28 protein-coding genes and 1 other RNA gene are annotated in these 26,237 nt (G+C 61.7%); 20 read left to right on the forward strand and 9 right to left on the reverse strand.

Features of this window, described 5'->3' with window-relative positions; genetic code table 11:
- Nucleotides 1–97: 97 nt before the first annotated feature.
- The gene (locus FEM01_RS12945) at nucleotides 98–577 is read right to left on the reverse strand and encodes an Lrp/AsnC family transcriptional regulator (protein WP_138219885.1); all 480 of its coding nucleotides are present in this window, start codon (nucleotides 575–577) and stop codon (nucleotides 98–100) included.
- A 127-nt stretch (nucleotides 578–704) separates the two neighbouring features.
- Between FEM01_RS12945 and FEM01_RS12950 the strand changes: the two genes are divergently transcribed.
- Nucleotides 705–1,895 (forward strand): methionine gamma-lyase, encoded by a 1,191-nt coding sequence (locus FEM01_RS12950; RefSeq protein ID WP_138219886.1) that lies wholly within the window; start codon nucleotides 705–707, stop codon nucleotides 1,893–1,895.
- Nucleotides 1,896–1,971: 76 nt separating this feature from the next.
- On the opposite strand, the gene FEM01_RS12955 is transcribed toward FEM01_RS12950, so the two are convergent.
- Nucleotides 1,972–2,409 carry a YhcB family protein gene (locus FEM01_RS12955; RefSeq protein ID WP_138219887.1) on the reverse strand — a complete coding sequence of 146 codons (438 nt, stop codon included), beginning with the start codon at nucleotides 2,407–2,409 and terminating at the stop codon, nucleotides 1,972–1,974.
- A gap of 135 nt (nucleotides 2,410–2,544) precedes the next feature.
- Here FEM01_RS12955 and FEM01_RS12960 point away from each other — a divergent pair, with 135 nt between their 5' ends.
- The 3 genes from FEM01_RS12960 (at nucleotide 2,545) to zapE (ending at nucleotide 5,820) form a co-directional block, all read left to right on the forward strand.
- On the forward strand, nucleotides 2,545–3,180 hold the full coding sequence (locus tag FEM01_RS12960; protein ID WP_138219888.1) for an alpha/beta hydrolase: 636 nt from the start codon (nucleotides 2,545–2,547) through the stop codon (nucleotides 3,178–3,180).
- 24 nt (nucleotides 3,181–3,204) lie between these two features.
- Nucleotides 3,205–4,554: a tryptophan--tRNA ligase gene (locus FEM01_RS12965; RefSeq protein WP_138219889.1), complete on the forward strand. Its 1,350-nt coding sequence runs from the start codon at nucleotides 3,205–3,207 to the stop codon at nucleotides 4,552–4,554.
- A gap of 171 nt (nucleotides 4,555–4,725) precedes the next feature.
- Nucleotides 4,726–5,820: a cell division protein ZapE gene (gene zapE / locus FEM01_RS12970; RefSeq protein WP_138219890.1), complete on the forward strand. Its 1,095-nt coding sequence runs from the start codon at nucleotides 4,726–4,728 to the stop codon at nucleotides 5,818–5,820.
- 112 nt (nucleotides 5,821–5,932) lie between these two features.
- Here zapE and FEM01_RS12975 read toward each other — a convergent pair whose 3' ends face one another.
- Nucleotides 5,933–6,829 (reverse strand): GlxA family transcriptional regulator, encoded by an 897-nt coding sequence (locus FEM01_RS12975; RefSeq protein WP_171030958.1) that lies wholly within the window; start codon nucleotides 6,827–6,829, stop codon nucleotides 5,933–5,935.
- A 259-nt stretch (nucleotides 6,830–7,088) separates the two neighbouring features.
- Nucleotides 7,089–8,129, reverse strand: a complete 1,041-nt coding sequence (locus tag FEM01_RS12980) for an NADP(H)-dependent aldo-keto reductase (protein ID WP_138219891.1) — start codon at nucleotides 8,127–8,129, stop codon at nucleotides 7,089–7,091.
- Nucleotides 8,130–8,389: 260 nt separating this feature from the next.
- Here FEM01_RS12980 and rplM point away from each other — a divergent pair, with 260 nt between their 5' ends.
- The 7 genes from rplM to FEM01_RS13015 all read left to right on the forward strand — a co-directional run bounded on the left by rplM (nucleotide 8,390) and on the right by FEM01_RS13015 (nucleotide 13,242).
- Nucleotides 8,390–8,818 carry a 50S ribosomal protein L13 gene (gene rplM / locus FEM01_RS12985; protein ID WP_138219892.1) on the forward strand — a complete coding sequence of 143 codons (429 nt, stop codon included), beginning with the start codon at nucleotides 8,390–8,392 and terminating at the stop codon, nucleotides 8,816–8,818.
- A 14-nt stretch (nucleotides 8,819–8,832) separates the two neighbouring features.
- Nucleotides 8,833–9,225 (forward strand): 30S ribosomal protein S9, encoded by a 393-nt coding sequence (gene rpsI / locus FEM01_RS12990; RefSeq protein WP_003260797.1) that lies wholly within the window; start codon nucleotides 8,833–8,835, stop codon nucleotides 9,223–9,225.
- A 262-nt stretch (nucleotides 9,226–9,487) separates the two neighbouring features.
- On the forward strand, nucleotides 9,488–10,081 hold the full coding sequence (petA, locus tag FEM01_RS12995; RefSeq protein WP_138219893.1) for a ubiquinol-cytochrome c reductase iron-sulfur subunit: 594 nt from the start codon (nucleotides 9,488–9,490) through the stop codon (nucleotides 10,079–10,081).
- On the forward strand, nucleotides 10,081–11,292 hold the full coding sequence (locus FEM01_RS13000; protein WP_138220045.1) for a cytochrome b: 1,212 nt from the start codon (nucleotides 10,081–10,083) through the stop codon (nucleotides 11,290–11,292). Before petA ends, FEM01_RS13000 begins: the two co-directional genes overlap by 1 nt.
- Nucleotides 11,292–12,071 (forward strand): cytochrome c1, encoded by a 780-nt coding sequence (locus FEM01_RS13005; protein WP_138219894.1) that lies wholly within the window; start codon nucleotides 11,292–11,294, stop codon nucleotides 12,069–12,071. Before FEM01_RS13000 ends, FEM01_RS13005 begins: the two co-directional genes overlap by 1 nt.
- A 119-nt stretch (nucleotides 12,072–12,190) precedes the next feature.
- Nucleotides 12,191–12,814: a glutathione S-transferase N-terminal domain-containing protein gene (locus tag FEM01_RS13010; RefSeq protein ID WP_138219895.1), complete on the forward strand. Its 624-nt coding sequence runs from the start codon at nucleotides 12,191–12,193 to the stop codon at nucleotides 12,812–12,814.
- 11 nt (nucleotides 12,815–12,825) lie between these two features.
- A complete protein-coding gene (locus FEM01_RS13015; RefSeq protein ID WP_138219896.1) occupies nucleotides 12,826–13,242 on the forward strand; it encodes a ClpXP protease specificity-enhancing factor in 417 nt (138 codons plus the stop codon).
- A gap of 50 nt (nucleotides 13,243–13,292) precedes the next feature.
- Here the strand turns inward: FEM01_RS13015 and FEM01_RS13020 are convergent, their stop codons facing one another.
- From FEM01_RS13020 to FEM01_RS13040, 5 genes are all read right to left on the reverse strand, one after another.
- On the reverse strand, nucleotides 13,293–13,508 hold the full coding sequence (locus FEM01_RS13020) for a YgdI/YgdR family lipoprotein (RefSeq protein WP_138219897.1): 216 nt from the start codon (nucleotides 13,506–13,508) through the stop codon (nucleotides 13,293–13,295).
- 100 nt (nucleotides 13,509–13,608) lie between these two features.
- Nucleotides 13,609–14,187 carry a BON domain-containing protein gene (locus FEM01_RS13025; RefSeq protein ID WP_138219898.1) on the reverse strand — a complete coding sequence of 193 codons (579 nt, stop codon included), beginning with the start codon at nucleotides 14,185–14,187 and terminating at the stop codon, nucleotides 13,609–13,611.
- Nucleotides 14,184–14,777, reverse strand: coding sequence for a phosphoheptose isomerase (locus FEM01_RS13030; protein WP_138219899.1), 594 nt, complete (start codon nucleotides 14,775–14,777; stop codon nucleotides 14,184–14,186). Before FEM01_RS13030 ends, FEM01_RS13025 begins: the two co-directional genes overlap by 4 nt.
- 88 nt (nucleotides 14,778–14,865) lie before the next feature.
- Nucleotides 14,866–15,237: a YraN family protein gene (locus tag FEM01_RS13035; RefSeq protein WP_138219900.1), complete on the reverse strand. Its 372-nt coding sequence runs from the start codon at nucleotides 15,235–15,237 to the stop codon at nucleotides 14,866–14,868.
- Nucleotides 15,237–17,054: a penicillin-binding protein activator gene (locus tag FEM01_RS13040; protein WP_138219901.1), complete on the reverse strand. Its 1,818-nt coding sequence runs from the start codon at nucleotides 17,052–17,054 to the stop codon at nucleotides 15,237–15,239. Before FEM01_RS13040 ends, FEM01_RS13035 begins: the two co-directional genes overlap by 1 nt.
- Nucleotides 17,055–17,260: 206 nt before the next feature.
- Between FEM01_RS13040 and rsmI the strand changes: the two genes are divergently transcribed.
- The 9 genes from rsmI to mraY all read left to right on the forward strand — a co-directional run bounded on the left by rsmI (nucleotide 17,261) and on the right by mraY (nucleotide 26,236).
- Nucleotides 17,261–18,151 (forward strand): 16S rRNA (cytidine(1402)-2'-O)-methyltransferase, encoded by an 891-nt coding sequence (gene rsmI, locus FEM01_RS13045; RefSeq protein WP_171030955.1) that lies wholly within the window; start codon nucleotides 17,261–17,263, stop codon nucleotides 18,149–18,151.
- A 67-nt stretch (nucleotides 18,152–18,218) separates the two neighbouring features.
- An RNA gene (rnpB, locus tag FEM01_RS13050) (RNase P RNA component class A) lies at nucleotides 18,219–18,578 on the forward strand.
- A gap of 309 nt (nucleotides 18,579–18,887) precedes the next feature.
- Entirely contained in the window at nucleotides 18,888–19,343 is a 456-nt protein-coding gene (mraZ, locus tag FEM01_RS13055; RefSeq protein WP_004575120.1) for a division/cell wall cluster transcriptional repressor MraZ, read from the forward strand.
- Nucleotides 19,340–20,287, forward strand: coding sequence for a 16S rRNA (cytosine(1402)-N(4))-methyltransferase RsmH (rsmH, locus tag FEM01_RS13060; RefSeq protein ID WP_431188594.1), 948 nt, complete (start codon nucleotides 19,340–19,342; stop codon nucleotides 20,285–20,287). The genes mraZ and rsmH overlap by 4 nt, the downstream gene beginning before the upstream one ends.
- On the forward strand, nucleotides 20,284–20,577 hold the full coding sequence (gene ftsL / locus FEM01_RS13065) for a cell division protein FtsL (RefSeq protein WP_054899260.1): 294 nt from the start codon (nucleotides 20,284–20,286) through the stop codon (nucleotides 20,575–20,577). The genes rsmH and ftsL overlap by 4 nt, the downstream gene beginning before the upstream one ends.
- Nucleotides 20,577–22,307: a peptidoglycan D,D-transpeptidase FtsI family protein gene (locus FEM01_RS13070; protein WP_171030959.1), complete on the forward strand. Its 1,731-nt coding sequence runs from the start codon at nucleotides 20,577–20,579 to the stop codon at nucleotides 22,305–22,307. Before ftsL ends, FEM01_RS13070 begins: the two co-directional genes overlap by 1 nt.
- Complete coding sequence (locus tag FEM01_RS13075; RefSeq protein ID WP_138219904.1) at nucleotides 22,307–23,794, forward strand: UDP-N-acetylmuramoyl-L-alanyl-D-glutamate--2,6-diaminopimelate ligase; 1,488 nt, start codon at nucleotides 22,307–22,309, stop codon at nucleotides 23,792–23,794. Before FEM01_RS13070 ends, FEM01_RS13075 begins: the two co-directional genes overlap by 1 nt.
- Nucleotides 23,787–25,154 carry a UDP-N-acetylmuramoyl-tripeptide--D-alanyl-D-alanine ligase gene (locus FEM01_RS13080; protein ID WP_138219905.1) on the forward strand — a complete coding sequence of 456 codons (1,368 nt, stop codon included), beginning with the start codon at nucleotides 23,787–23,789 and terminating at the stop codon, nucleotides 25,152–25,154. Before FEM01_RS13075 ends, FEM01_RS13080 begins: the two co-directional genes overlap by 8 nt.
- Nucleotides 25,154–26,236, forward strand: a complete 1,083-nt coding sequence (gene mraY, locus FEM01_RS13085) for a phospho-N-acetylmuramoyl-pentapeptide-transferase (RefSeq protein ID WP_138219906.1) — start codon at nucleotides 25,154–25,156, stop codon at nucleotides 26,234–26,236. Before FEM01_RS13080 ends, mraY begins: the two co-directional genes overlap by 1 nt.
- Nucleotide 26,237: the final 1 nt, after the last annotated feature.

Genomic DNA, 26,237 nt, shown 5'->3' on the forward strand with positions numbered 1-26,237 from the left:
CAGTGTAGGGAGGCTCCGGTCTTGTGCAATGCCTTACCTGGGCGCAACGTTGCGTGTCGGATACCGGGTGATGGATCAGGTCCGAAGCATCGGTTTCTCAAATATGCTTTTCCGATACCGGAATCACTCGCCGCTCCTTCACCGCCTTGTACGAAAAGCTCGAATAGATCTCCTTCACCCCCGGCAGTCGCTGCAGCACCTCCCGGGTGAATTCGCCAAACGACTCCAGATCCCGCGCCAGGATCTCCAGCAGGAAGTCATAGCGGCCTGAAATGTTGTGGCAGGCGACGATTTCGGGAATTTCCATGAGCCGCTGCTCGAACGCCAGGGCCATGTCCTTGGTGTGCGACTCCATCATGATGCTGACGAACGCCGTGATGCCGAAGCCCAGCGACTTGGGCGAGAGCACGGCTTGGTAGCCGGTGATGTAGCCGTTGTCCTCCAGCAGCTTGACCCGCCGCCAGCACGGCGATGTGGTCAGGGCGACCTGGTCGGCGAGTTCGGCGATGGTCAGGCGCGCGTTGTCTTGCAGGGCAGCGAGCAAAGCGCGGTCGGTACGGTCGAGGGTCGAAGGCATGTCTTGCCCTCCAGTCGGGTTTTTTATTGTTTTGATTGCCGAGCAGCCGCGATTCACGGGGCAAAATTGGAAAAATCGCGGCGGGTTAGTGGCATAAGCTTATAACAAACCCTCAGAGGCTGTTGGCATGGACGACTCCCACTCCACTGGTTTTTCCACGCGGGCCATCCACCACGGCTACGACCCGCTTTCGCACGGCGGTGCTCTGGTGCCGCCGGTGTACCAGACCGCGACTTATGCCTTTCCCAGTGTCGAGTACGGCGCGGCGTGCTTTGCTGGTGAGGAGGGTGGGCATTTCTACAGCCGCATCTCCAACCCCACCTTGGCCCTGCTGGAGCAGCGCATGGCCTCGCTCGAAGGCGGGGAGGCTGCCCTGGCCCTGGCTTCGGGGATGGGCGCGATCACCGCGACCCTGTGGACCTTGCTGCGTCCCGGGGATGAGTTGATCGTCGGGCGTACACTGTATGGCTGCACCTTCGCTTTCATGCACCACGGTATCGGCGCGTTCGGCGTGACGATCCGGCATGTCGACTTGAACGATGTACAGTCACTCAAGGCAGCCATTACCCCTAAAACACGGGTGATCTACTTCGAAACGCCAGCCAACCCCAACATGCAGATGGTGGATATCGCTGCCGTGGCCGAGGCGGTGCATGGTTGTGATCTGACCCTGGTGGTCGACAATACCTACTGCACGCCTTACCTGCAGCGGCCGCTGGAGCTTGGGGCAGACTTGGTGGTGCATTCGGCGACCAAGTACCTGTCTGGCCACGGTGATATCACCGCAGGGCTGGTGGTCGGGCGCAAGGCGTTGATCGACCGGATCCGCCTGGAGGGGCTCAAGGACATGACCGGCGCGGTGCTGTCGCCGCACGATGCGTCGCTGTTGATGCGCGGTATCAAGACCCTCGCCCTGCGCATGGATCGCCACTGCGAGAATGCCGAGCAGATGGCTGATTACCTGGCACGCCAAGCGCAGGTCGAGCTGATTCGCTATCCAGGCCTGCCGTCTTTCCCCCAGCATGCGCTGGCCCAGCGGCAGATGCGTCTGCCAGGCGGGATGATCGCGTTCGAGCTCAAGGGTGGCATTGCGGCGGGGCGGCGCTTCATGAATGCGCTGCAACTGTTCAGTCGGGCGGTGAGCCTGGGTGATGCCGAGTCGCTGGCACAGCATCCGGCGAGCATGACCCACTCCAGTTACACGCCCGATCAGCGGGCTGAGCACGGGATTTCGGAGGGGCTGGTGCGCTTGTCCGTGGGGTTGGAGGATATCGAGGACTTGCTGGCGGATGTGGGGCAGGCGCTGAAGGTGTGTTGAGCGGTGTTGTGCGGGTTGATCGTGAATTTGACCCATGAAAAAGGCCGCTTGCGCGGCCTTTTGGTCTATCGCTGCATCAACGCTTGAGGCCGTAGCTCTCGTCGAGCATGCCCGGCGAGTTTGGCACCTTAGGTGCGTAGTCGCGCGGCACTTCGGCAGTGTCCTTCGGCGGCGTCAGGCGGTCGCGCTGACCCTGGGCGGCTTCGGAATGCAAGGAGGCCAGCAGGCGCTGACGAGTCAGTTCGTCCAGGGCCAGGCGGTTTGCACCATCGGCCAGATGATCCTGAACGTCCTGATAGCTTTGGGTCAGTTTGCGCACCAGCGAGGCAGTGCTGTTGAAGTGGGTGACCACTTCGTTCTGATACGTGTCGAAACGCTGCTGGATGTCATCCAGCTGGCGCTGTGTATTGCTGGGGGCCGCATTGGGCAGCAGGCGGGCCAGCGCGAAACCAACGACGACACCGACGACCAGTGCCAGGGTCGGCAGCAACCAAACAAGGAGCGAGTGTTCCACGAGTCCTTCCTCTATAAACGGCTTTGCTTTACGTTAACGGCTCAGACCTGCGCTGTATACCGCGAGCGATCGCAAATCAGAACAGAATTCCTCAGCTAGACGAGTCGACCCTTCCCGAGGTCACGGAGTAGTGCCTTGCTTATCCGCGAAACACCCTTGTTCATCGATGGCCCGAGCGGCCCGCTGGAAGCCTTGTACCTGGACGTGGCCGACGCCCGTGGCGCGGTGCTGATCTGCCATCCCAACCCGGTCCAGGGCGGCACCATGCTCAACAAGGTAGTCTCGACCCTGCAACGCACCGCCCGCGATGCTGGCTACGTGACGCTACGCTTCAATTATCGCGGTGTTGGCCAGAGCGCTGGCAGCCACGACATGGGCGCCGGTGAAGTGGCCGACGCCCAAGCGGCTGCGGCTTGGCTGCGTGAGCAGCATCCGCAGTTGCCACTGGTGCTGATGGGCTTCTCGTTCGGTGGTTTCGTCGCCGCGAGCCTGGCCGGCCAGTTGGAGGCCGAGGGTGTCGCGCTACAGCAGTTGTTCATGATCGCGCCGGCGGTGATGCGCCTGACCGAGCAGTTCCCGCTGCCTGAGGGCGTGACCCTGACCGTGGTTCAGCCTGACACCGACGAGGTCGTCGATCCACAGCTGGTATACGATTGGTCTGACGCCCTGTCGCGCCCCCACGAGCTGCTGAAAGTGGCAGAATGCGGACACTTCTTCCATGGCAAGCTGACCGATCTGAAGGATCTGCTGCTGCCGCGCCTTTCGAATTGAGCCAAGCCTGAATAAGCGAACACCATGACCACGCGCATCCTCACCGGTATCACCACCACCGGCACTCCGCACCTGGGCAACTACGCCGGGGCCATCCGTCCGGCGATTCTCGCCAGCCAGCAGCCCGGTGCCGACTCGTTCTACTTCCTGGCCGACTACCATGCGCTGATCAAGTGCGACGACCCGCTGCGGATCCAGCGGTCGCGTCTGGAAATCGCCGCTACCTGGCTGGCTGGCGGCCTGGATCCTGACAAGGTCACGTTCTACCGCCAGTCCGACATCCCGGAAATCCCCGAGCTTACCTGGCTGCTGACCTGCGTCGCCGCCAAGGGCTTGCTCAACCGCGCCCACGCCTACAAGGCGTCGGTGGACAAGAACGTCGAGGCCGGTGAAGACCCGGATGCGGGCGTGACCATGGGCCTGTTCAGCTACCCGGTGCTGATGGCCGCCGATATCCTGATGTTCAACGCCAACAAGGTGCCGGTGGGCCGCGACCAGATCCAGCACGTGGAAATGGCCCGCGACATCGGCCAGCGCTTCAACCACTTGTTCGGCCAGGGCAAGGACTTCTTCGCCCTGCCAGAGGCGGTGATCGAGGAGAGCGTGGCGACGCTGCCGGGCCTGGACGGTCGCAAGATGTCCAAGAGCTATGACAACACGATCCCGTTGTTCACCAGCGCCAAGGACATGAAGGACGCCATCTCGCGCATCGTCACCGATTCGCGTGCCCCGGGTGAGGCGAAAGATCCAGATAACGCCCACCTGTTCACCCTGTTCCAAGCCTTCTCCACCCCGGCGCAGTGCGCGGAGTTCCGCGAAGAGCTGTTGCAAGGCTTGGGCTGGGGTGAAGCCAAGCAGCGCCTGTTCCAACTGCTCGATGGGCAGCTCGCCGAAAAACGCGAGCACTACCATCAGTTGATTGCCCGCCCGTCGGATCTGGAAGACATCCTCCTGGCCGGTGCCGCCAAGGCGCGCAAGACCGCTACCCCGTTCCTCGAGCAACTGCGTGAAGCGGTGGGCCTGCGCTCGTTCCGCAGTAGCGTGCAGGCCAATGCTGAGGTGAAGAAGAAGGCTGCCAAGAGCGCCCGTTTCGTGAGCTTCCGCGATGACGACGGCAGCTTCCGCTTCCGCCTGCTGGCCGCCGACGGCGAACAGTTGCTGCTGTCGCGCAGTTTTGCCGACGGCAAGAGCGCAGGTGCGGTGAGCAAGCAATTGCAGCAGGGCGGTGAGGTCGATGTGCGCGTCGACGGCCTGGGCTTCAGCCTGTGGCTGGGCGGCGAGCAAGTGGCCGAGGGGCCGCAGTTCGCCAGCAGCGATGCGCGTGATGCGGCGGTGCAGAGCCTGCGCGACGCGCTGCAGCCGGCCCAGGAGTGACGCATCTGCGGTAGGTGCTCGGGCCGCTTTGCGGCCCTTTCGCGGCACGAGGCCGCTCCTACAGGGCAGGCGTATTGCGGCCGATGAGTCAAATGGCCGCATGTATCATTGCTATAAGGCGGGCCGGTCGCTACAGTGACGGCCCGTTTTTTGTTGCCTCGCTAACGAATCATGACTCCCTTAGAACGCTATCAAGCAGATCTGAAACGTCCCGACTTTTTCCATGACGCGGCGCAGGAAACTGCGGTGCGTCACTTGCAGCGCCTGTACGACGACCTGGTCGCGGCGCAGAACAACAAGCCGGGCGTGTTCGGCAAGCTGTTCGGCAAGAAAGAGCAGGTCCCGGTCAAGGGCTTGTACTTCTGGGGTGGGGTAGGGCGAGGCAAGACCTACCTGGTCGATACCTTCTTCGAAGCGCTGCCGTTCAAAGAGAAGATGCGTACGCACTTCCACCGCTTCATGAAGCGTGTGCACGAAGAGATGAAGACCCTCAAGGGCGAGAAGAATCCTTTGACCCTCATCGCCAAGCGCTTCTCCCAGGAAGCCAAGGTGATCTGTTTCGATGAGTTCTTCGTCTCGGACATCACCGATGCGATGATCCTCGGTACGTTGATGGAAGAGCTGTTCAAGAACGGCGTATCGCTGGTGGCTACTTCCAACATCGTGCCGGATGGCCTGTACAAGGATGGCCTGCAGCGTGCGCGCTTCCTGCCAGCGATCGCGATGATCAAGCAGTACACCGATGTGGTGAACGTGGACAGTGGCGTGGATTACCGTCTGCGCCACCTGGAGCAGGCTGAGCTGTTCCATTTCCCGCTCGACGATGCCGCGCACCAGAGCTTGCGCGCGAGCTTCAAGGCGTTGACGCCGGAGTGCACCCAGGCGGTCGAGAACGACGTGCTGATGATCGAAAACCGCCCGATCCAAGCCCTACGCACATGCGACGACGTGGCCTGGTTCGACTTCCGTGCCCTGTGCGATGGGCCGCGTAGCCAGAACGACTACATCGAGCTGGGTAAGATTTTCCATGCTGTATTGTTGAGCAACGTGGAACAGATGGGCGTAGCCACCGATGATATCGCGCGCCGCTTCATCAACATGGTCGACGAGTTCTATGACCGCAACGTCAAGCTGATCATCTCGGCCGAGGTGGAGTTGAAGGACCTGTATACCGGTGGGCGCCTGAGCTTCGAGTTCCAGCGCACGCTGAGCCGCTTGTTGGAGATGCAGTCCCACGAGTTCCTGGCGCGGGCGCACAAGCCCTGAGGGCGGCTCGAAGCTGCAAGCTACAAGAAAAAGCCAGAGCAGACCGCGATCTGCTCTGGCTTTTCGCTTTTTCTTGCAGCTTGCAGCTCACAACTTGCAGCTTCAGGAGGCCCTAGGCCTCCTGCATGAACTGCTGCCGATATTGGTTCGGCGACAGCTCCGTATGCTGACGGAACAAGCGGGCGAAGAAACTCGCGTCGTCGTAGCCCACCTCATAGCTGATCGTCTTGATGCTCTTGCGCGTGCTCGACAGCAGGCCCTTGGCAGTCTCGATCCGCAGCCGTTGCAGGTAGTGCAGCGGCTTGTCGCCGGTGGCACTCTGGAAGCGGCGCATGAAGTTGCGAATGCTCATGCCGTGGTTGCGCGCCACGTCCTCGAAACGGAACTTGTCGGCGAAATGCTCTTCGAGCCAATGCTGGATCTGCAGGATGATCAGGTCCTGGTGCAGCTTTTGCCCGCCAAAACCCATGCGCCCCGGCGTATAGCTGCGCTGCACCTCGTAGAGGATATCGCGGGCCACGGCACGGGCCACGTTGGCGCCACAGAAGCGCTCGATCAAATAGATATACAGGTCGCACGCTGAGGTGGTTCCACCGGCGCAGTACAGGTTGTCGGCGTCGGTCAGGTGCTTGTCCTGATTCAGCCGGACCTTGGGAAAGCGCTCCTGGAAACTGGCGAAGAAGCGCCAGTAGGTGGTCGCTTCCTTGCCATCGAGCAGACCGGACTCAGCCAGCCAGAACACCCCGCTGGCCTCGGCGCACAGCACAGCGCCACGCGCGTGCTGGGCGCGCAGCCAAGGCAGCACCTGCGGGTAGCGTTGCAGCAGGTTGTCGAAGTCGTCCCAGAACGCCGGGAGAATGATCACATCGGCATCGTCCAGGCCACCGTCCACCGGTAACTGCACACGACTGAAACTGTCCACCGGCAGGCCGTCCGGGCTCACCAGGCCGATTTCGAACATCGGTTGCAGGCCCAGGCCCAGTTGCTTGCTGTAGCGCAGGCTGGCCAGGTGGAAGAAGTCCTTGGCCTGCATCAGTGTCGAAGCGAACACGTTATCAATGGCCAGGATGCTGACGCGCCGCAGCGACGCGGGGGGTTGGGTAAACATCATTGTCATTGTTCTTATAAGGGATAGTGGTCAAACACCGGCTGGATCGTCTTATGTTTTGGCGCGAGCTGCAAGCTTCAAGCGGTAAGCGAGAAGAAAAAAGCTGGCCGTGGTACGACCGCTCTGTCTTGGCACTTGCAGCTTGAAGCTTGGCCTGCCTTCAGGGCGCCGGATTCGGTTGCGCCTGATGAATCGCCTCGATCGCCGCCAGTAGCTCGTCGCTGAGGTTCAGCGCTTGGCTGTCGAGGTTGCTTTGCAGCTGCGCAAGCGTGGTGGCGCCAATGATGTTGCTGGTCACGAACGGCTGGCGAGTGACGAAGGCCAGGGCCATCTGTGCCGGGTCCAGGCCATGCTCGCGGGCCACCTGCACGTAGCGGCTGCACGCCGCCACCGTTTGCGGGTTGGAGTAGCGGGCGAAGCGGCTGAACAGGGTCAGTCGTGCGTTCTCTGGGCGGGCACCATCTTCGTACTTGCCCGAGAGCATGCCGAACGCCAGCGGCGAGTAGGCCAGCAATCCGCATTGTTCGCGGATCGCGACCTCCGCCAGGCCTACTTCGAAGCTCCGGTTGAGCAGGTTGTAGGGGTTCTGGATCGACACCGCCCTTGGCCAGCCGCGCGCCTCGGCCAGTTGCAGGAACTTCATCGTGCCCCAGGGCGTTTCGTTGGACAGGCCGATGTGACGGATCTTGCCGGCACGGACCTGTTCGTCGAGCACCTCGAGGGTTTCTTCCAGGGGGGTGAACAGGTCGTTGGGCAGGTGCTGGTAGCCGAGCTTGCCGAAGAAATTGGTGCTGCGTTCGGGCCAGTGCAACTGGTACAGGTCGATGCGGTCGGTCTGCAGGCGCTCGAGGCTTGCGTCGAGCGCTGCGACGATGTGCTGGCGGTTGTGCTTGAGCTGGCCGTCGCGGATGTGGCTGATGCCGTTGCCAGGGCCAGCGACTTTGCTGGCTAGGATCCAGTCGTCACGGTCGCGGTTGGCGGTGAACCAGTTGCCTATGATGCGCTCGGTGGCGGCATAGGTCTCGGGGCGCGGCGGCACCGGGTACATTTCGGCGGTGTCGATGAAATTGATGCCGTGGCCCTTGGCCAGGGCGATTTGCTCGAAAGCCTCTGCTTGAGTGTTCTGCTCGCCCCAGGTCATGGTGCCGAGGCACAGGGCGCTGACGTTGAGGTCGGTACGGCCGAGCTTGCGGGTTTGCATCGGGGAGGACTCTCCTTGGCAAAGATGCCCATAAAAGCAGGTTGATATTTTTCGTGCAATCTGGATAATTCTGCAGCTCTTCGCGTGGCGGAAGTGATGCACCACCACGAATGAGGAAACCTTTGTCGAACACTGGACGCTCCGACCCGAGCCCCCAACTTGCGTCCGTGTGAGGCTGCGCGCCTGCCCTTGGCAAGCTGTGCACTATCCAGTAAGATTCGCCGTCTATTTTCGCTGGGCGGCCTCTGAGGCTTTAGAGAATGAAAACTTTTACTGCTAAACCAGAAACAGTAAAGCGCGACTGGTACGTAGTCGACGCCGCTGGTCAGACCCTGGGTCGTCTGGCTACCGAAATCGCTCTGCGTCTGCGCGGCAAGCACAAAGCAGAATACACCCCTCACGTTGACACCGGCGACTACATCGTCGTTATCAACGCCGAGCAGGTTCGTGTAACTGGTGCAAAGTCCTCGGACAAAATGTACTACTCCCACTCCGGCTTCCCGGGCGGTATCAAGGAAATCAGCTTCGAGAAGCTGATCGCCAAGGCCCCTGAGCGTGTCATCGAAACCGCGGTCAAAGGCATGCTGCCGAAGAACCCGCTGGGTCGCGACATGTACCGCAAGCTGAAAGTGTACGCGGGTGCAGCTCACCCACACACTGCTCAGCAGCCTCAAGAACTGAAGATCTAACGGGATAGTTCATTATGTCGGCGACTCAAAACTACGGCACTGGCCGTCGCAAGACCGCAACCGCACGCGTTTTCCTGCGTCCGGGCACCGGTAACATCTCCATCAACAACCGTTCTCTGGACGTGTTCTTCGGCCGCGAAACTGCTCGCATGGTTGTTCGCCAGCCGCTGGAACTGACCGAGACCGTTGAGAAGTTCGACATCTACGTCACCGTTTCCGGTGGTGGTGTTAGCGGTCAAGCTGGTGCGATCCGTCACGGTATCACCCGCGCTCTGATGGAATACGACGAAACCCTGCGTGGCGCTCTGCGTCGTGCTGGTTACGTCACCCGCGACGCTCGTGAAGTCGAGCGTAAGAAAGTGGGTCTGCGTAAAGCGCGTAAGCGTCCTCAGTACTCCAAGCGTTAATACCGCTTCGGCAGTCAAAAAAAGCCCGGTTCCTTGGAACCGGGCTTTTTTTATGGCTTCGACTAACCTGTCAGCATGTCCGTGACACGTTGCCACATAGACGCAGATCAAGCAAAGCGAGGGTTGTAGCTCGTCTGGCGGGTAATCACCTTGTCAGTGTGTGGTTTTGTTTCTTACCATGGCGGCCAATTTTTAGTGCCACAGACGTACCTAAAGAGATGCCTGTTTCAACAGGCCAAGCAAGCTGATGGGAGAGGACTGAATGAGCAATGACGGCGTCAACGCAGGCCGGCGCCGCTTCCTCGTAGCCGCGACATCCGTGGTCGGGGCGGCGGGGGCAGTGGGGGCAGCGGTACCGTTCGTGGGGTCATGGTTTCCCAGTGCCAAGGCCAAGGCGGCCGGTGCACCGGTGAAGGTCAACATTGCCAAGGTCGAAGCGGGACAACAGATGGTCGCCGAATGGCGTGGCCAGCCTGTATTCATCGTGCGGCGAACGCAGGAGATCCTCGGGAATCTCAAGAAGATCGAGGGCGATCTTTCCGATCCACAGTCCAAGGCCTCGGTGCAACCGGCCTATGTCGATCCCGAAGTGCGTTCGATCAAACCCGAGATCCTCATCCTCGTCGGCCTGTGCACCCACCTGGGCTGCTCGCCCACCTTCCGTCCTGAAGTCGCTCCGGCCGACCTTGGCCCGAAATGGGTCGGGGGCTACTTCTGCCCTTGCCATGGCTCGCACTACGACTTGGCCGGGCGCGTCTACAAGTCCCAGCCGGCACCGCTGAACCTGCCTGTGCCGCCGCACTCGTACGAGTCGGACGATGTCATCGTCATCGGCGTCGACCAGGAGAAAGCATGATGAGCAAGTTCATGGAGTGGATCGATGCGCGCTTCCCCGCCACCAAGATGTGGGAAGACCACCTGAGTAAGTACTACGCGCCCAAGAACTTCAACTTCCTGTACTTCTTTGGCTCTCTGGCGCTTCTGGTGCTGGTCAATCAGATCGTCACCGGTGTGTGGCTGACCATGAGTTTCACCCCTTCGGCCGAAGAGGCGTTCGCCTCGGTCGAGTACATCATGCGTGACGTTGAATACGGCTGGATCTTGCGTTACCTGCACTCCACTGGTGCTTCGGCGTTCTTCATCGTGGTCTATCTGCACATGTTCCGTGGGCTGCTGTACGGCTCCTACCAGAAGCCCCGTGAGTTGGTGTGGCTGTTCGGCATGCTGATCTATCTGGCGCTGATGGCCGAGGCGTTCATGGGTTACCTGCTGCCTTGGGGCCAGATGTCGTACTGGGGGGCCCAGGTGATCATCTCGCTGTTCGGTGCGATTCCGGTGATTGGCGGTGACCTCACCCAATGGATTCGCGGTGACTACCTGATCTCGGGGATCACCTTGAACCGCTTCTTCGCCTTGCACGTGGTTGCTCTACCTATCGTGATCCTTGGCCTGGTGGTCCTGCATATCCTGGCGCTGCATGAAGTGGGGTCGAACAACCCCGATGGTGTCGACATCAAGAAGAAAAAGGACGAAAACGGCATTCCGCTCGACGGTATCCCGTTCCACCCGTACTACACCGTAAAAGACATCGTGGGTGTGGTGGTGTTCCTCTTCGTGTTCTGTGCCGTGGTGTTCTTCTTCCCGGAAATGGGGGGTTATTTCCTGGAAAAACCGAACTTCGAGCAGGCCAACGCCTTCAAGACGCCTGAGCACATCGCGCCGGTCTGGTACTTCACACCGTTCTACGCGATCTTGCGTGCAGTGCCTGACAAGCTGTTCGGCGTGATCGCCATGGGGGCCGCTATCGCCGTACTGTTCGTGTTGCCCTGGCTCGACCGTAGCCCCGTGCGCTCCATGCGCTACAAGGGCTGGCTGAGCAAGGTCTGGCTGTTGGTGTTCTGCGTGGCCTTCGTCATCCTGGGTATTTTGGGGGTACTGGCGCCGACGCCTGGGCGTACCTTGCTGTCGCAGGTGTGCACGGTGCTGTACTTCGCCTACTTCCTGCTGATGCCGTTCTACACAAGGCTTGAGAAGACCAAACCGGTTCCGGAAAGGGTGACTGGCTGATGAAAAAGTTGATTGCAGTACTGTTGCTGGCACTGATGCCTGGCCTTTCCTTCGCTGCCGAGCATGGCCTGGAGCTGGACAAGGTCGATATCGACCTGACTGACAAAGCCGCCCTGCAAGACGGTGCGCGCACCTTCGCCAACTATTGCATGGGCTGCCACAGCGCCAAGTTCCAGCGTTACGAGCGGGTTGCCGATGACCTCGGCATTCCTCATGAACTGATGCTGGAGAAGCTGGTGTTCACCGGCGCCAAGATCGGCGATCACATGCAGATTGGCATGCAGCCCAACGATGCCAAGACCTGGTTCGGCGCTGCACCGCCGGATCTGACGCTGGTTGCCCGTGTGCGTGGCAACGACTGGCTGTACAGCTACCTGCGCAGTTTCTACGAGGACAAATCGCGCCCCTGGGGGGTGAACAACAAGGTATTCCCGAACGTGGGCATGCCGAACGTGTTGGTGGGGCTGCAGGGTAACCAGGTGATCGGTTGCAAGCAGGTGCAGACGGTGATCGATGGCAAGAAGCAGTTCGATCCGCTGACGGGCAGCCCGCTGACCCATGAAGCGTGTGACCAGCTGACCGTGGAAGAGAAATCCGGTACCCTGACCACCGAGCAGTTCGACGAGAAGGTCAAGAACCTGGTGACCTTCCTGGCCTATTCGGCCAACCCGGTCAAACTGGAAAGTCAGCGCATCGGCACCTATGTCTTGCTGTTCCTGGCTTTCTTCTTCGTGTTCGCCTACTTGCTCAAGCGCGAATACTGGAAGGACGTGCACTGATCACGCAGTAGTTTCTGGTAGTTGAACGCGCCCGGCTTCCCCCAAGCAGCATTGCTAGGGGAAGCCGGGCGCGTTTTCATTTAGAGTTTTACAAAGCATCCCGTGCGAGGAGGCGCTACATGGGCGCAACCAACAGGTTAGCCTGCTATTCCGATCCCGCTGATCACTACTCCCACCGGGTACGCCTGGTGCTCGCCGAGAAGGGCGTGGCAGTACAGATCATCGATGTCGACGCCAATCGTCTGCCGCCCAAACTGGTGGAAGTGAACCCCTACGGCAGTGTGCCGACACTGGTCGACCGTGACCTGGCGCTGTACGAGTCGACCGTGGTGATGGAGTACCTCGAAGAACGCTACCCACATCCGCCCCTGATGCCGGTGTACCCGGTGGCGCGGGGTAACACTCGCCTGCTGATTCACCGTATCCAGCGTGACTGGTGCAGGCTGGTCGATACCCTGCTCGATGCGCGCAGCAGCGAAGCGGCGCGCGTCCAGGCGCGCAAGGAGCTGCGCGAAAGCCTGACCGGCGTGGCGCCCTTGTTTGGCGAGATGGCGTGTTTCATGAGCGAGGAGCAAAGCCTGGTCGATTGCTGTCTACTGCCCATCCTCTGGCGATTGCCGCTGATGGGGATCGAATTGCCGCGGCAGGCCAAGCCGCTGCTGGATTACATGGAGCGACAGTTCGCCCGCGAGCCTTTCCAGGCGAGCCTGTCCGCTACAGAACGCGAAATGCGCAAGGTATAGAGGACCCGTTGATGAACTCCAGTCGCCCCTATCTGGTTCGAGCACTGTACGAGTGGATCGTCGACAACGATTGCACGCCGCATATGCTGGTCAATGCCGATTTTCCGGCAGTCCAGGTGCCCCAAGGTTTCGCCAGTGATGGTCAGATCGTCCTGAACATCTCCCCTAGCGCCGTGCGCAGCTTGCACATGGACAATGACGCCGTGAGTTTCGAGGGGCGTTTTGGTGGGGTTTCCCACTCGCTCTTCGTGCCTGTCGGCGCGATCATGGGCATCTATGCTCGGGAGAACGGTCAGGGCATGGTCTTCGAACTTGAGCCTGCCGATGATGAAGGCGATCTGCCAGGCGATGATGTGCAGCCAGGTGACGATGTTCCGCCAGAGCCGCCGCGCCCAAGTGGCCGACCCAGCCTGAAGGTGGTCAAGTAACAAAAAAGGCGATCCAGTTGGATCGCCTTTTTTGTGTCTGCCGTTTGGGCTTACAGGTCCTTGATGCTCTGCACCTGGTCCTTGTTGACGCGGTTCAGCTTGCCGTCGAGTTGCTTGAACTCGTAAAAGCCCGAATGGCGGTCGAACTCGGGGGTGTCGGTGGTCTGCAGTTCGCGGCCATCGTTGAGGGTGATGATGCTCGGGGTGGAGCAGCCGGCCAGGGTGGCGAATGCGCCGATCAGCAGGGCAGGCAGGAGCTTGTTCATGGTGGGTATCCTGGGGTTTCAAGGTGTGTTTCGGGATCAGTGCGGGTGGGCCCGCCCTTGCGACAGATTGTAAGGGCGGGCCTGTACGGCAATGATGAAATCAGTCGATGTACTCGAACAGACGGACGATCTTCTGCACGCCGGAAACACCCTGTACCACGCTGGTGGCGGCGTTGCCTTCGCGCTGGGTCACGAGGCCCAGCAGGTAGACGATGCCATTCTCGGTAATCACTTTGACGCGCGAGCCAGGGACATTGGCGTCAGCCAGCATCTGGGTCTTGATCTTGGTGGTCAGCCAGGCGTCGTTGTTACGCGCCAGGATCGAGGAGGGCTGCATGACTTGCAGTTCGTTGTGGACTTTCTTGACCCGTTGAACCTGGCTGGCTGTCTGCTCGGCGAGGGCCTTGAGGTCGGCGCGCGGGGTTTGGCCGGCCAGTAGCACGACGCCGTTGTAGCTGCTGACAACGATGTGCGAGCCGGTGTCCAGGTCCGGGTTGGCCTTGGCGATGTTGACCGCCGCCTTGGTTTCGATCAGCGAGTCGTCGATCTTGCTGCCGATGGTGCGGGTGCCACGGTCATCCTCGATGGGTGAGTCGCGGGCCGACGTCAGTACCGAACTGCAGCCAGAAATGCTCAGGCATAGGGTCAGGGTTATCAGGCCGAGGTGCTTGGGGATCATTCTTCACTCCCGAACAGTTGGCTGTCGATCAAGTCGCACAGACAGTGGATCGCCAGCAGGTGGACTTCCTGAATACGTGCAGTGACCGAAGAGGGCACGCGAATCTCCACGTCCTCGGGCAGCAGCAGCGAAGCCATACCGCCGCCGTCACGTCCGGTCAATGCTACGACAATCATTTCGCGGTCATGTGCGGCCTGGATCGCCTGAATCACGTTGGCCGAGTTGCCGCTAGTGGAGATCGCCAGCAGAACGTCGCCGGGTTGGCCCAGGGCGCGGATCTGCTTGGAGAAGACTTCGTTGTAGCTGTAGTCGTTGGCGATCGAGGTGAGGGTGGCGCTGTCGGTGGTCAGGGCGATGGCTGGCAGGCTCGGACGCTCGCGCTCGAAGCGGTTGAGCAACTCCGAGGAAAAGTGCTGAGCGTCGCCGGCAGAGCCGCCGTTGCCACAGGTGAGGATCTTGCCCTCGCTGAGCAGGGCGTTGACCATGACCAGGCTGGCCTGCTCGATGTGAGGTGCCAGGATGTCCATTGCCTGTTGCTTGGTGTCGATGCTGGCCTGGAATAGCCGGCGAATTCGGGATTGCATGTCCATCTGGTGTGACCTTAAGAGGGGCGGTGGCCTTTGCTACGCGCAACAAGGACCAGCCCGCGAAACATAGAGCAAAAAAATCGGTATGGGTTCAGCACTCGAAGGCGTTTTTGAGCCAAAGGAGCGGTTGCCCAGCATGCCCTTGGCCCTGCAGGGCGACAACGTCGAAGCGGCAGGGGTGGGCGGCCCAGCGGGGTTCATGTTGCAGGAAAAGGTTGGCGGCAAGCACCAGACGCTTCTGCTTGCGCCCATCGATACTGCCGAGCGCGCCGCCGAAGTCCGCGTGCAGCCGGTAGCGGACCTCGGCGAATACTACTGTATCGACGTCGAGCATGACCAGATCAAGCTCGCCGCCCTTGCATCGCCAGTTGCGCGTGAGCAGTTTCATACCTTGGCCCTGGAGGAAGTCCAGGGCCTGGTCTTCGGCTGCTGCGCCCGCGCGGGTTGGCGAGGGGTGTGGCATCAGCGCGCAGTGTCCGGCAGACGTTTGATCTGGCCGCCGGAGAACTCGGCCCATGGCAGTTGGCGCTCGACACGCTGGTTGGCGTTGACGGTCAGGCTACCCGACAGGCCCTCGACACGGTTGTCCGGCAGTGCCTTGAGCTGGCCCAGGCGTGGCGCGAGGCTATACGCGTCGACGCCCATCGCGTACAGGCGACCCAGGCTGCCAGCGGCCTGTGGCCACTGCTGCACCACCTGCTGGCGCAGGCTGTTGGTGTTGTCCAGCAGCCACGGCGTTTCGCAGAAGCGGATGCCGTTCATGTCGTTGTACTGGTTCACGTCACCGCTGGCGCTGTACAGGTTGGAGGTAGCGTAGACCGGCACGTCACCGGCGTACTGGAAGTTCAGGGTCGGCTTGATCTGTTGAGCCTGCTGCGGGGTGGCGGCGAGGAACAGGAAGTCGATGTCCTGGCGGCGCGACGGCTGCGCCGCGATATTCCCGCCGACGGTGCTTTGCAGGCTCTTGGCGCGGCCTTCGCTTTGGCGCAATTGGAACAGCTCGGCGATCTGTTGAGCCAGGGCGACCGGTTGGGCGATGCGCTCGGCGGCGAGCAGGGTGCCGCCATTGGCTTGCCAGTCCTGGCGGAACGCGGCCAGTACGCGATCGCCCCATTCGCCGCTCGGCACCAGCGCCACGGCGCGGACCATGCCATCGGCGCGGGCACGGCGGGCGACTTCACGCGCCTCGTCCTCGGCGGCAAGGCCGAACTGGAACAGCTGCGGCGGCGCTTTCTGGCCGGCGTCGGCGTAGTTCAGGGCCAGGGTGGTAATCGGCAGTTGCGGGTAGGCAGCGAGTTTCTTGACCAGCGGTTTTTCCAGCGGGCCAACTACCAGTTGCACGCCAGCGGCCTGGGCCTGGCGGTAGAACTCATCCAGCGAGGTGATGCGCGAGCTGTCGAACACCTGCACGGCCGGAGCCGGCTGGCCAGCTTTCTGGGCCTGGAAGTGGGCAGCCATGAAACCATCGCGCAGCGCACGGGCAACGCCTGCCAGGGGACCTTCCTGGGGCAGCAGCAGGGCGATCTTGGTCAGCGGCTGGCTGGCCAGCTCCTTTAGCTTGATCAGCGCGGTAGGCAGTTGCTTGGCGGCTGGATGATTGGGGTGCTGGTTGCGCCAGGTATCGATGGCTGCCTGCTGTTGCTCCAGCGTGCCGGCGCTCTTGACGGCGAAGGCAAGGCCAGTCCAGCCGGCCAGGGTGGCGTCATTCGAGGGCTGCTGGAGTTGCTCGGCCGGCAGTGCAGCGACCAGCGTCCAGATGGCATCGTTGTTGGTGCTCGCGGCCTGGTCGCTGAGCAGAGCCCCAAGCAGTACGCGTTGCTGGGCGGCGGCCAGGGCCTGGCCGTCGGCTTCGAGGGCAGCAGCGTGGACGCTATAGGTACGTACTTGCTGCTCGGCGGGCAATTCGCCGATGCGTTGCAGGCTTGGATGCGACAGGGCGGTCAGCGCGGCTTTGGGCTGGTTGCGGCTCATGGCAAGCTCGGCGGCCAGCGTGGACGCGAAGACTTGCTGGGCCGGTTTGAGCGCGTCCAGCGGGACCTGTTCGAGGATCCGCGCCGAGCGTGGGAAGTCCTTCTGTTTATAGGCCATGTCGGCGGCGCTCAGGCGCAGCAGGGCTGCATCCTCGGCAGACTTGCTGGAGGCCGCTTTGTCGAGCAGTTGCTCGATACTGGCGTCCGGGGTGCGTGGCAGCTCGCCAAGGCTGGATGAGGGCGAGCTGGCGCAGGCTGCCAGCAGGGCAGCGAGGCAGAGGGCTGAGATCAGCCGCAGGCAAGCGATCATGTAATAGTCCTGTTACTCGATCAAGTTGGCCGCCAATTGTACCCAAGCACCAGTGGCCTGTGTGGCTAATTCGCGCCACGCGAAGGGTTGTCCGGGCGAGCGGTTACGTTGAGGGTTCACTATAGGTGGCCTGGGCGTGGTGGGCGGCAAAGTTCTTTGCGACCTGTTGCCGGTGGCCGGGCTACAATGGCGCCTTTTGATCCACGATGCAGGTGCGCGCAGTGACAGATGTTGCAGGGGCTTCGAAATCCACCTTGGGTACGCTTTATGTCGTCGCAACGCCCATCGGCAATCTCGACGACATGAGCGCTCGGGCGCTCAAGGTACTCGCCAGTGTCAGCCTGATCGCCGCCGAAGACACTCGCCATTCGGTGCGCCTGCTTCAGCATTTCGGCATCGATACTCCGTTGGCGGCGTGTCATGAACATAACGAACGCGACGAGGGCGGGCGCTTCATCACTCGCCTGCTGGCCGGCGACGATGTTGCGCTGGTGTCCGATGCCGGTACGCCACTGATTTCCGATCCTGGCTATCACTTGGTACGTCAGGCGCGCGCGGCCGGGGTCCAGGTAGTCCCAGTGCCGGGGCCCTGTGCGCTGATCGCGGCATTGTCGGCGGCCGGGCTGCCGTCGGATCGCTTCATCTTCGAAGGCTTCCTGCCGGCCAAGACGGCCGGGCGCAGGGCGCGCCTGGAGCAGGTGCGGGAAGAGCCGCGCACGTTGATCTTCTATGAGGCCCCGCACCGTATCCTGGAATGCCTCGAGGACATGGAGGCGGTATTCGGGGCTGAGCGCCCGGCGCTATTGGCTCGCGAGCTGACCAAGACCTTCGAGACGCTCAAGGGGTTGCCGCTTGCGCAATTGCGTGCGTTCGTCCAGGGCGACAGTAACCAGCAGCGTGGCGAGTGCGTGGTGTTGGTCGCCGGCTGGAGTGCGCCAGAAGGCGAGCAGGCGGTCAGTGTCGAGGCACAGCGCGTGCTCGACCTGCTATTGGCGGAAATGCCGCTCAAGCGTGCGGCTGCGTTGGCGGCGCAGATCACCGGAGTGCGCAAGAACCTGCTGTATCAACTGGCACTGGAAAAACACAAGTCCGAATGATGGCATTGCGACATCTTTTGTCACATCGCTTGTTCTTGGCCGCGCCTGCCGGTAACCTTGGCGGCGGAGAGTCGATCGGACAGTCGCTGCCGTCTTTTGTTCCGCAAAAAACGGGGGAGGAAAGTCCGGGCTCCATAGGGCAGAGTGCCAGGTAACGCCTGGGAGGCGCGAGCCTACGGAAAGTGCCACAGAAAATAACCGCCTAAGCACTTCGGTGCCGGTAAGGGTGAAAAGGTGCGGTAAGAGCGCACCGCACGGCTGGCAACAGTCCGTGGCTAGGTAAACCCCACTCGGAGCAAGACCAAATAGGGTTCCATACGGCGTGGCCCGCGTCGGAACCGGGTAGGTTGCTAGAGGCGTCCAGTGATGGCCGTCGTAGAGGAATGACTGTCCTCGACAAAACCCGGCTTACAGATCGACTCTCCACCTCTTCCTGCCCTGCTGGAATCGATAGCAGAGGCCCCTTCGTAATACCGAAAAAATCTTACTCTTAATAATTCACTTTAACTTCACACTCTATCCGCTTGAGTGCATTTGATTTTTCCCTCTCTTTTTCTTGTCGGTTACTCGTTCCGTCTTCGTTTGTTGCGCTAAATCTCCGTCCTGTAAGGGTTTTCCTTATGAACGCGCCTTGACGGTGTGGCGGACGGATTCCTATAGTGTGCGCAAGTGGCAGAAAGTGGGATGAAGTGGGTTTTCTGACACAAAAAAGCTACCATTGTGGGGAATCGCAGCCGTGTTCCGCGGAGCCAATGCCGTCAGTCTCGATGCCAAGGGCCGTCTCGCCATGCCGAGCCGGTACCGTGACGAGCTCGATTCGCGTTGCAACGGTCAGCTGATCGTGACCATCGACGCGGTGGATCCCTGCTTGTGTGTTTATCCCCTCGATGAGTGGGAGCAGATAGAAGCCAAGTTGCGCGCCTTGCCATCCTTGCGTGAGGAAAACCGTCGCCTGCAGCGCTTGCTGATCGGTAACGCGGTTGACCTGGAGCTTGATGGCAGTGGGCGTTTTCTGGTGCCGCCCCGTTTGCGCGAATACGCCAAGCTCGACAAGAAGGCGATGCTGGTGGGGCAACTGAACAAATTCCAGCTGTGGGATGAGGATGCCTGGAACGCGGTTTCGGCAGCCGACCTTGCAGCTATCCAACAACCGGGTGCCATGCCCGATGAATTGCGTGACCTGATCCTGTGACCATAGATAGCGGCTTCAACCACATCACCGTCCTGCTCGACGAAGCTGTCGAGGCACTGGCCCTGCGCGCCGACGGTTGCTATCTGGATGGCACCTTCGGGCGGGGTGGCCACAGTCGCCTGATCCTCAGCAAGCTCGGGCCGCAAGGTCGGCTGCTGGGGTTCGACAAGGACCCACAGGCGATTGCCACGGGGCAAGCGCTGGCGGCCGAAGACGGCCGCTTTGTCATTGTGCAGCGCAGCTTTGCCGAGCTGGGCCAGGAAGTCGCGGCGCGCGGGCTGGACGGTAAGGTCAGCGGGATCTTGCTCGACCTGGGCGTGTCCTCGCCGCAGTTGGATGATCCCGAGCGTGGTTTCAGCTTCCTCAACGACGGCCCGTTGGACATGCGCATGAACCCGGACCAAGGCATCAGTGCCGCCGAGTTCATCGCGACCGCCGCGGAAGAAGAAATCGCCCGCGTCTTTAAAGAGTACGGTGAAGAGCGCTTCGCCAAGCGCATGGCCCGCGCCGTGGTGTTGCGCCGCGAGCAGCAGCCTTTCACCCGCACCGCCGACTTGGCGGAAGTGCTCAAGGTCGCCAACCCGGCCTGGGAAAAGGGTAAGAACCCCGCTACCCGTGCTTTCCAGGGCCTGCGTATCCACGTCAACAATGAACTGGGCGATCTCGAAGCTGGCCTTGAGGCTGCTATCGACGCCCTTGAAGTGGGCGGTCGCCTGGCGGTGATCAGCTTCCACTCCCTCGAAGACCGCATCGTCAAGTTGTTCATGCGCAAGCTCGCCAAAGGCGAGGCCGATAACCTGCCGCGCAACCTGCCCGTGCAGCACAAGGTATTCGAGCCGAGGATCAAGCTGATCGGCAAGGCGCAGTTCGCCTCCGATGAAGAACTCAAGGCCAACCCGCGGTCGCGCAGCGCCGTCATGCGGGTGGCGGAGAAGCTTCGGTGAGCCGGCTGTTCGCCAAACCTCTGCCAGGCGGAAGCTTCCTGATGCTTCTGCTGTTCGTCGGCGTGCTCGTTTCGGCGATTGCGGTGTCGTACAGCGCGCACTGGAATCGCCAATTGCTGAACACCCTGTATGGCGAATTGAACGAGCGCGACAAGGCCCAGGCCGAATGGGGCCGTTTGATTCTCGAACAAAGCACCTGGACAGCCTCCAGCCGTATCGAGAACCTGGCCTCCGAGCAGCTGAAAATGCGTGTGCCGGCGGCTGACGAAGTGCGGATGGTCGCGCCATGATGAAGCTCGAAGGCGCACTCTACCCCTGGCGCTTCCGGGTGGTGATCGGCTTGCTGGCCCTGATGGTCGGTGCGATCTGCTGGCGCATCATCGACTTGCAGGTGGTCGACCGCGACTTCCTCAAGGGGCAGGGTGACGCCCGCAGCTTGCGACATATTCCCATTCCCGCGCACCGTGGGTTGATCACCGACCGCAACGGCGAGCCACTGGCGGTCAGTACGCCGGTCACTACGCTGTGGGCCAACCCCAAGGAAATGCAGGCCTCCAAGGACCGTTGGCCACAGTTGGCCGCAGCGCTTGGGCAGAACCCGCAGCAATTGACCGAGCGCCTCACCCAGCAGGCCAGCAAAGAGTTCATCTACCTGGTCCGTGGCCTGACCCCGGAGCAGGGGCAGCATGTGCTCGGGCTGAAAGTACCGGGCGTTTACGGCCTGGAAGAGTTCCGTCGGTTTTATCCGGCCGGCGACGTCACCGCCCATATGGTCGGTTTCACCGACCTTGACGATCATGGTCGTGAAGGCGTCGAGCTGGCGTATGACGAATGGCTCGCCGGTGTGCCGGGCAAGCGCCAGGTGATCAAGGACCGGCGCGGTCGGCTGATCAAGGACATTCAGGTAACCAAGAACGCCAAGGCCGGAAAGACCTTGGCGTTGTCGATAGACCTGCGCCTGCAATACCTGGCGACCCGCGAGCTGCGCAACGCCATCGCTGAACAGGATGCCAAGGCCGGTAGCCTGGTGATCATGGACGTCAAGACCGGCGAGGTCCTGGCCATGGTCAACCAGCCGACCTACAACCCCAACAACCGTCGCAGCATGTTCCCGGCGGCCATGCGCAACCGGGCGATCATCGACGTGTTCGAGCCGGGTTCCACGGTCAAGCCGATTTCCATGAGTGCGGCATTGCAGAGCGGTCGTTGGAAGCCGACCGACAAGGTCGAGGTGTATCCCGGCAGCCTGCAGATCGGTCGCTACACGATCAAGGACGTTTCCAAGAGCGAAGGTCCGATCCTCGACCTGACCGGCATCCTGATCAACTCCAGTAACGTGGGGATGAGCAAGGTCGCCTTCGACATCGGCGGCGAGGCGATCTATCGGGTCATGTCCCAGCTGGGCCTGGGCCAGTACACCGGCCTCGGTTTCCCGGGTGAGCGGGTCGGCAACTTGCCCAATCACCGCGAATGGCGCAAGGCCGAGACGGCAACGCTGTCGTACGGCTACGGCGTGTCGGTGACCGCCCTGCAACTGGTGCATGCCTACGCGGCGCTGGCCAACGACGGCAAGATGGTGCCGCTGTCGATCCTCAAGGTCGACAAGGCGCCGGAGGCCGTGCAGGCGATCCCGAAGGAGACCGCCGAAACCATCCAGGGCATGTTGCAGCAAGTGATCGAGGCACCGCGAGGCGTATACCGCGCGCAGGTGCCGTTCTACCACGTCGCTGGCAAGTCCGGTACGGCGCGTAAGGCCACCGTGGGCTCCAAGGGCTACACCGAGAACGCCTACCGCTCGCTGTTCGCAGGCTTCGGCCCGATGAGCGATCCGCGCTACGCGATCGTCGTGGTCATCGATGAGCCGGGCAAGGGCGGTTACTTCGGCGGCCTGGTCTCGGCTCCGGTATTCAGCAAAGTGATGTCGGGCACCCTGCGCCTGATGAATGTGCCGCCAGACAATCTGCCGCCGCCATCGACCCAGCAAGCCGCAGCAGTACCCGCCAACGGAGGGCGTGGATAATGACGATGCCATTGAGCAAGCTGTTCGCCCAGGCCAGCCGCGACCCGTTGATTCGTGAACTCACCCTGGACAGCCGTCAGGTACGCCAGGGCGACTTGTTCCTTGCCGTGCCTGGTGCCAAGGTCGATGGCCGTGCGCACATCGCCGACGCGCTGGCCCGTGGTGCCGCCGCGGTCGCCTATGAAGAACAGGGCGCGACCGTACTGCCGCTCACCGACGTGCCGTTGATTCCAGTCAAGGGCCTGATCGGCCAGCTGTCGCAGATCGCGGGGCGTTTTTATGGTGAGCCGAGCCGCCAATTGAATCTGGTCGGCGTTACCGGCACCAATGGCAAGACCAGTGTCACGCAACTGGTGGCCCAGGCGCTCGATGTGCTGGGACAGCGTTGCGGGCTGATCGGCACACTGGGCACAGGTTTCTACGGCGAGCTGCAAAGCGGGCGGCTGACTACCCCGGATCCGATTGCCGTGCAGGCGACCCTGAACGACCTGAAAAAGGCCGGCGCCAAGGCTGTGGCCATGGAGGTGTCCTCGCATGCACTGGAGCAGGGACGGGTGGCGGCGTTGGAGTTCGACATCGCGGTGATGACCAACCTGTCCCGCGACCATCTCGACTACCACGGCAGCATGCAGGCCTATGAGGCCGCGAAGGCCAAGCTGTTTGCCTGGCCGAGCCTGCGCTGCCAGGTGGTGAACCTGGACGACGCATTCGGTTGCCGCCTGGCGGACGACTTCGCCCGCCGCCCTGTTGCCGATCATATCGAGACCCGGCTGCTCAGCTATAGCCTGGAAAACCCGGACGCGTCGCTGTACTGCCGAGAAGCCCACTTCGATGACGATGGCGTGCGCGCCATCCTCGTCACCGCCCAGGGTGAGCGCACCCTGCGCAGCCAACTGCTCGGGCGTTTCAACCTGAGCAACCTGCTGGCTGCGGTGGCCACGCTGCTGGCGCTGGACTACCCACTGGATGAAATTCTCAAGGTCACCGCGCAGTTGCAGGGCCCGGTTGGCCGCATGCAGCGCTTAGGTGGCGGTGCCAAGCCGTTGGTGGTGGTCGATTACGCGCACACCCCGGACGCCCTGGAGAAGGTGCTGGGCGCCCTGCGTCCTCACGCTCACGGCAAGCTGCTGTGCCTGTTCGGCTGTGGCGGCGACCGTGATCGCGGCAAGCGCCCGCTGATGGCCGAAGTGGCTGAGCGTCTGGCCGACCGTGTGCTGGTCACCGACGACAATCCACGTACTGAAGACCCGCTGCGTATCTTCGACGACATTCGTCCCGGTTTCGCCAACCCGGCCGGTGTCGAGTTCGTCGCTGGGCGCGGCGAGGCCATCGCACACCTGATCGCCACCGCTGCTGCCGACGATGTGATCGTGCTGGCTGGCAAGGGGCATGAGGATTATCAGGAGATCGACGGCCAGCGGCACGCCTTCTCCGACCTGATCGAAGCCGATAAGGCACTTGCAGCCTGGGAGGCTCCACATGCTTAAGCCCATGACACTCAGCCAACTGAGTGCAGGCCTGTCCGGGCGTCTGGTCGGTCCTGATGCCTGCTTTACCGGCGTCAGCATCGACAGCCGAAGCGTCAGTGAAGGCCAACTGTTCGTCGCGCTGGCTGGCCCGCGTTTCGATGGGCATGACTACCTGGCCGACGTGAAGGCCAAGGGAGCAGTCGCTGCGCTGGTCGAGCGCGAAATCGAAGGCGTCGAGTTGCCGCAACTGGTGGTCGCCGACTGCCGCCTGGCCCTTGGGCAGCTTGGTGCGTTGAACCGCGCCGCTTTCGACAAGCCCGTGATTGCCATCACCGGTTCCAGCGGCAAGACCACGGTCAAGGAGATGCTCGCCTGCATCCTGCGTACGCGTGGCCCGGTGCACGCGACCCGTGGCAACCTCAACAACGACCTCGGCGCGCCGCTCACCTTGCTGGAAATCGCCCCCGAGCACAGCGCCGCAGTGATTGAACTGGGCGCTTCGCGCATTGGCGAGATCCGCTATACCGTCGGCCTCACCCAACCCCAGGTGGTGATCATCAACAATGCCGGCACCGCCCATGTGGGCGAGTTCGGTGGGCCAGAGAAGATCGTCGAGGCCAAGGGTGAAATTCTCGAAGGCCTGGGCGAGGGGGGCACCGCCATTCTCAACCTGGCCGACAAAGCCTTTGATGTGTGGCGCAAGCGCGCCGGCAATCACCGGATCGTCAGCTTCGCCTTGGACAATCCGCAGGCTGATTTCCATGCCAGCGATATCGATCGCGATGTGCGTGGTTGCCCCTCGTTCATCCTGCACGGCCGAGATGGCAGCGTGAAGGTCCAATTGAACCTGCTGGGCACGCACAACGTTAGCAACGCCCTGGCCGCCGCTGCCGCAGCAGATGCCGTTGGTCTGAGCCTGAGTGGCATTGCCGCAGGCCTCGAAGCCGTGCAACCGGTCAAGGGCCGTAGCGTGGCGCAGATCGCTCCGAACGGCGTGCGCGTGATCGACGACAGCTACAACGCAAATCCCACCTCGATGTGTGCGGCCATTGATATACTCGCCGGCTTTTCCGGGCGCACCGTTCTGGTGCTCGGGGATATCGGCGAGTTGGGGCAATGGGCCGAGGAAGGCCACCGCCAAGTGGGTGATTACGCCCGTGGCAAGGTCGACGCAGTGTACGCAGTGGGAACCAACATGGCTCACGCGGTCCAAGCGTTCGGCGCCAATGGCCGCCATTTCACTACTCAAGCTGAGCTGATCGACGCCGTTGGCGCCGAGACAGGCAGCGACACCACTATCTTGATCAAGGGCTCGCGCAGCGCTGCGATGGAAAACGTCGTGGCGGCATTGTGCGGGCCTAGCGGGGAGAAACATTAATGCTGCTGCTGTTGGCTGAGTATCTGCAACAGTTCTACAAGGGCTTCGCGGTCTTCCAGTACCTGTCGCTGCGCGGGATTCTGGGGGTGCTGACCGCGTTGTCCCTGGCCCTGTGGCTGGGCCCGTGGATGATCCGTACCCTGCAGATCCGCCAGATCGGTCAGGCCGTGCGTAACGACGGCCCGCAATCGCACCTGTCCAAATCGGGTACTCCAACCATGGGCGGTGCGCTGATTCTTTCCGCCATCGCCATCAGCACGCTGCTGTGGGCCGACCTGAGCAACCGCTATGTGTGGGTGGTACTGATCGTCACGCTGCTGTTCGGTGCCATCGGCTGGGTCGACGACTACCGCAAGGTGATCGAGAAAAACTCCCGCGGCCTGCCGAGCCGCTGGAAGTATTTCTGGCAGTCGGTGTTCGGCCTGGGTGCCGCGATCTTCCTCTACAAGACCGCCCCCACCAGCGTCGAGACCACGCTGATCGTGCCGATGCTCAAGGATTTCACCATCCCGCTGGGCGTGGGCTTCGTGGTGCTGACCTACTTCGTGATCGTCGGTTCGAGCAACGCGGTCAACCTGACTGACGGCCTCGACGGTCTGGCGATCATGCCAACCGTGATGGTCGGTGGTGCCCTGGGCATCTTCTGCTACCTGTCGGGCAACGTGAAGTTCGCCGAGTATCTGCTGATCCCTTACGTGCCAGGCTCGGGCGAGTTGATCGTGTTCTGTGGCGCACTGATTGGCGCAGGCCTTGGTTTCCTGTGGTTCAACACCTACCCGGCCCAGGTGTTCATGGGTGACGTCGGTGCGCTGGCGCTGGGCGCAGCCCTCGGCACCATCGCCGTGATCGTGCGCCAGGAAATCGTGTTGTTCATCATGGGCGGTGTGTTTGTGATGGAAACCCTGTCGGTGGTGATCCAGGTGGCTTCGTTCAAGCTCACCGGCAAGCGCGTGTTCCGTATGGCGCCGATTCACCACCACTTCGAACTCAAGGGCTGGCCCGAGCCACGCGTGATCGTGCGCTTCTGGATCATCACGGTGATCCTGGTGCTGATCGGCCTTGCCACCCTGAAACTGAGGTAAA

This window comes from Pseudomonas mosselii, assembly GCF_005796105.1.
GTDB lineage: Bacteria > Pseudomonadota > Gammaproteobacteria > Pseudomonadales > Pseudomonadaceae > Aquipseudomonas > Aquipseudomonas mosselii_C.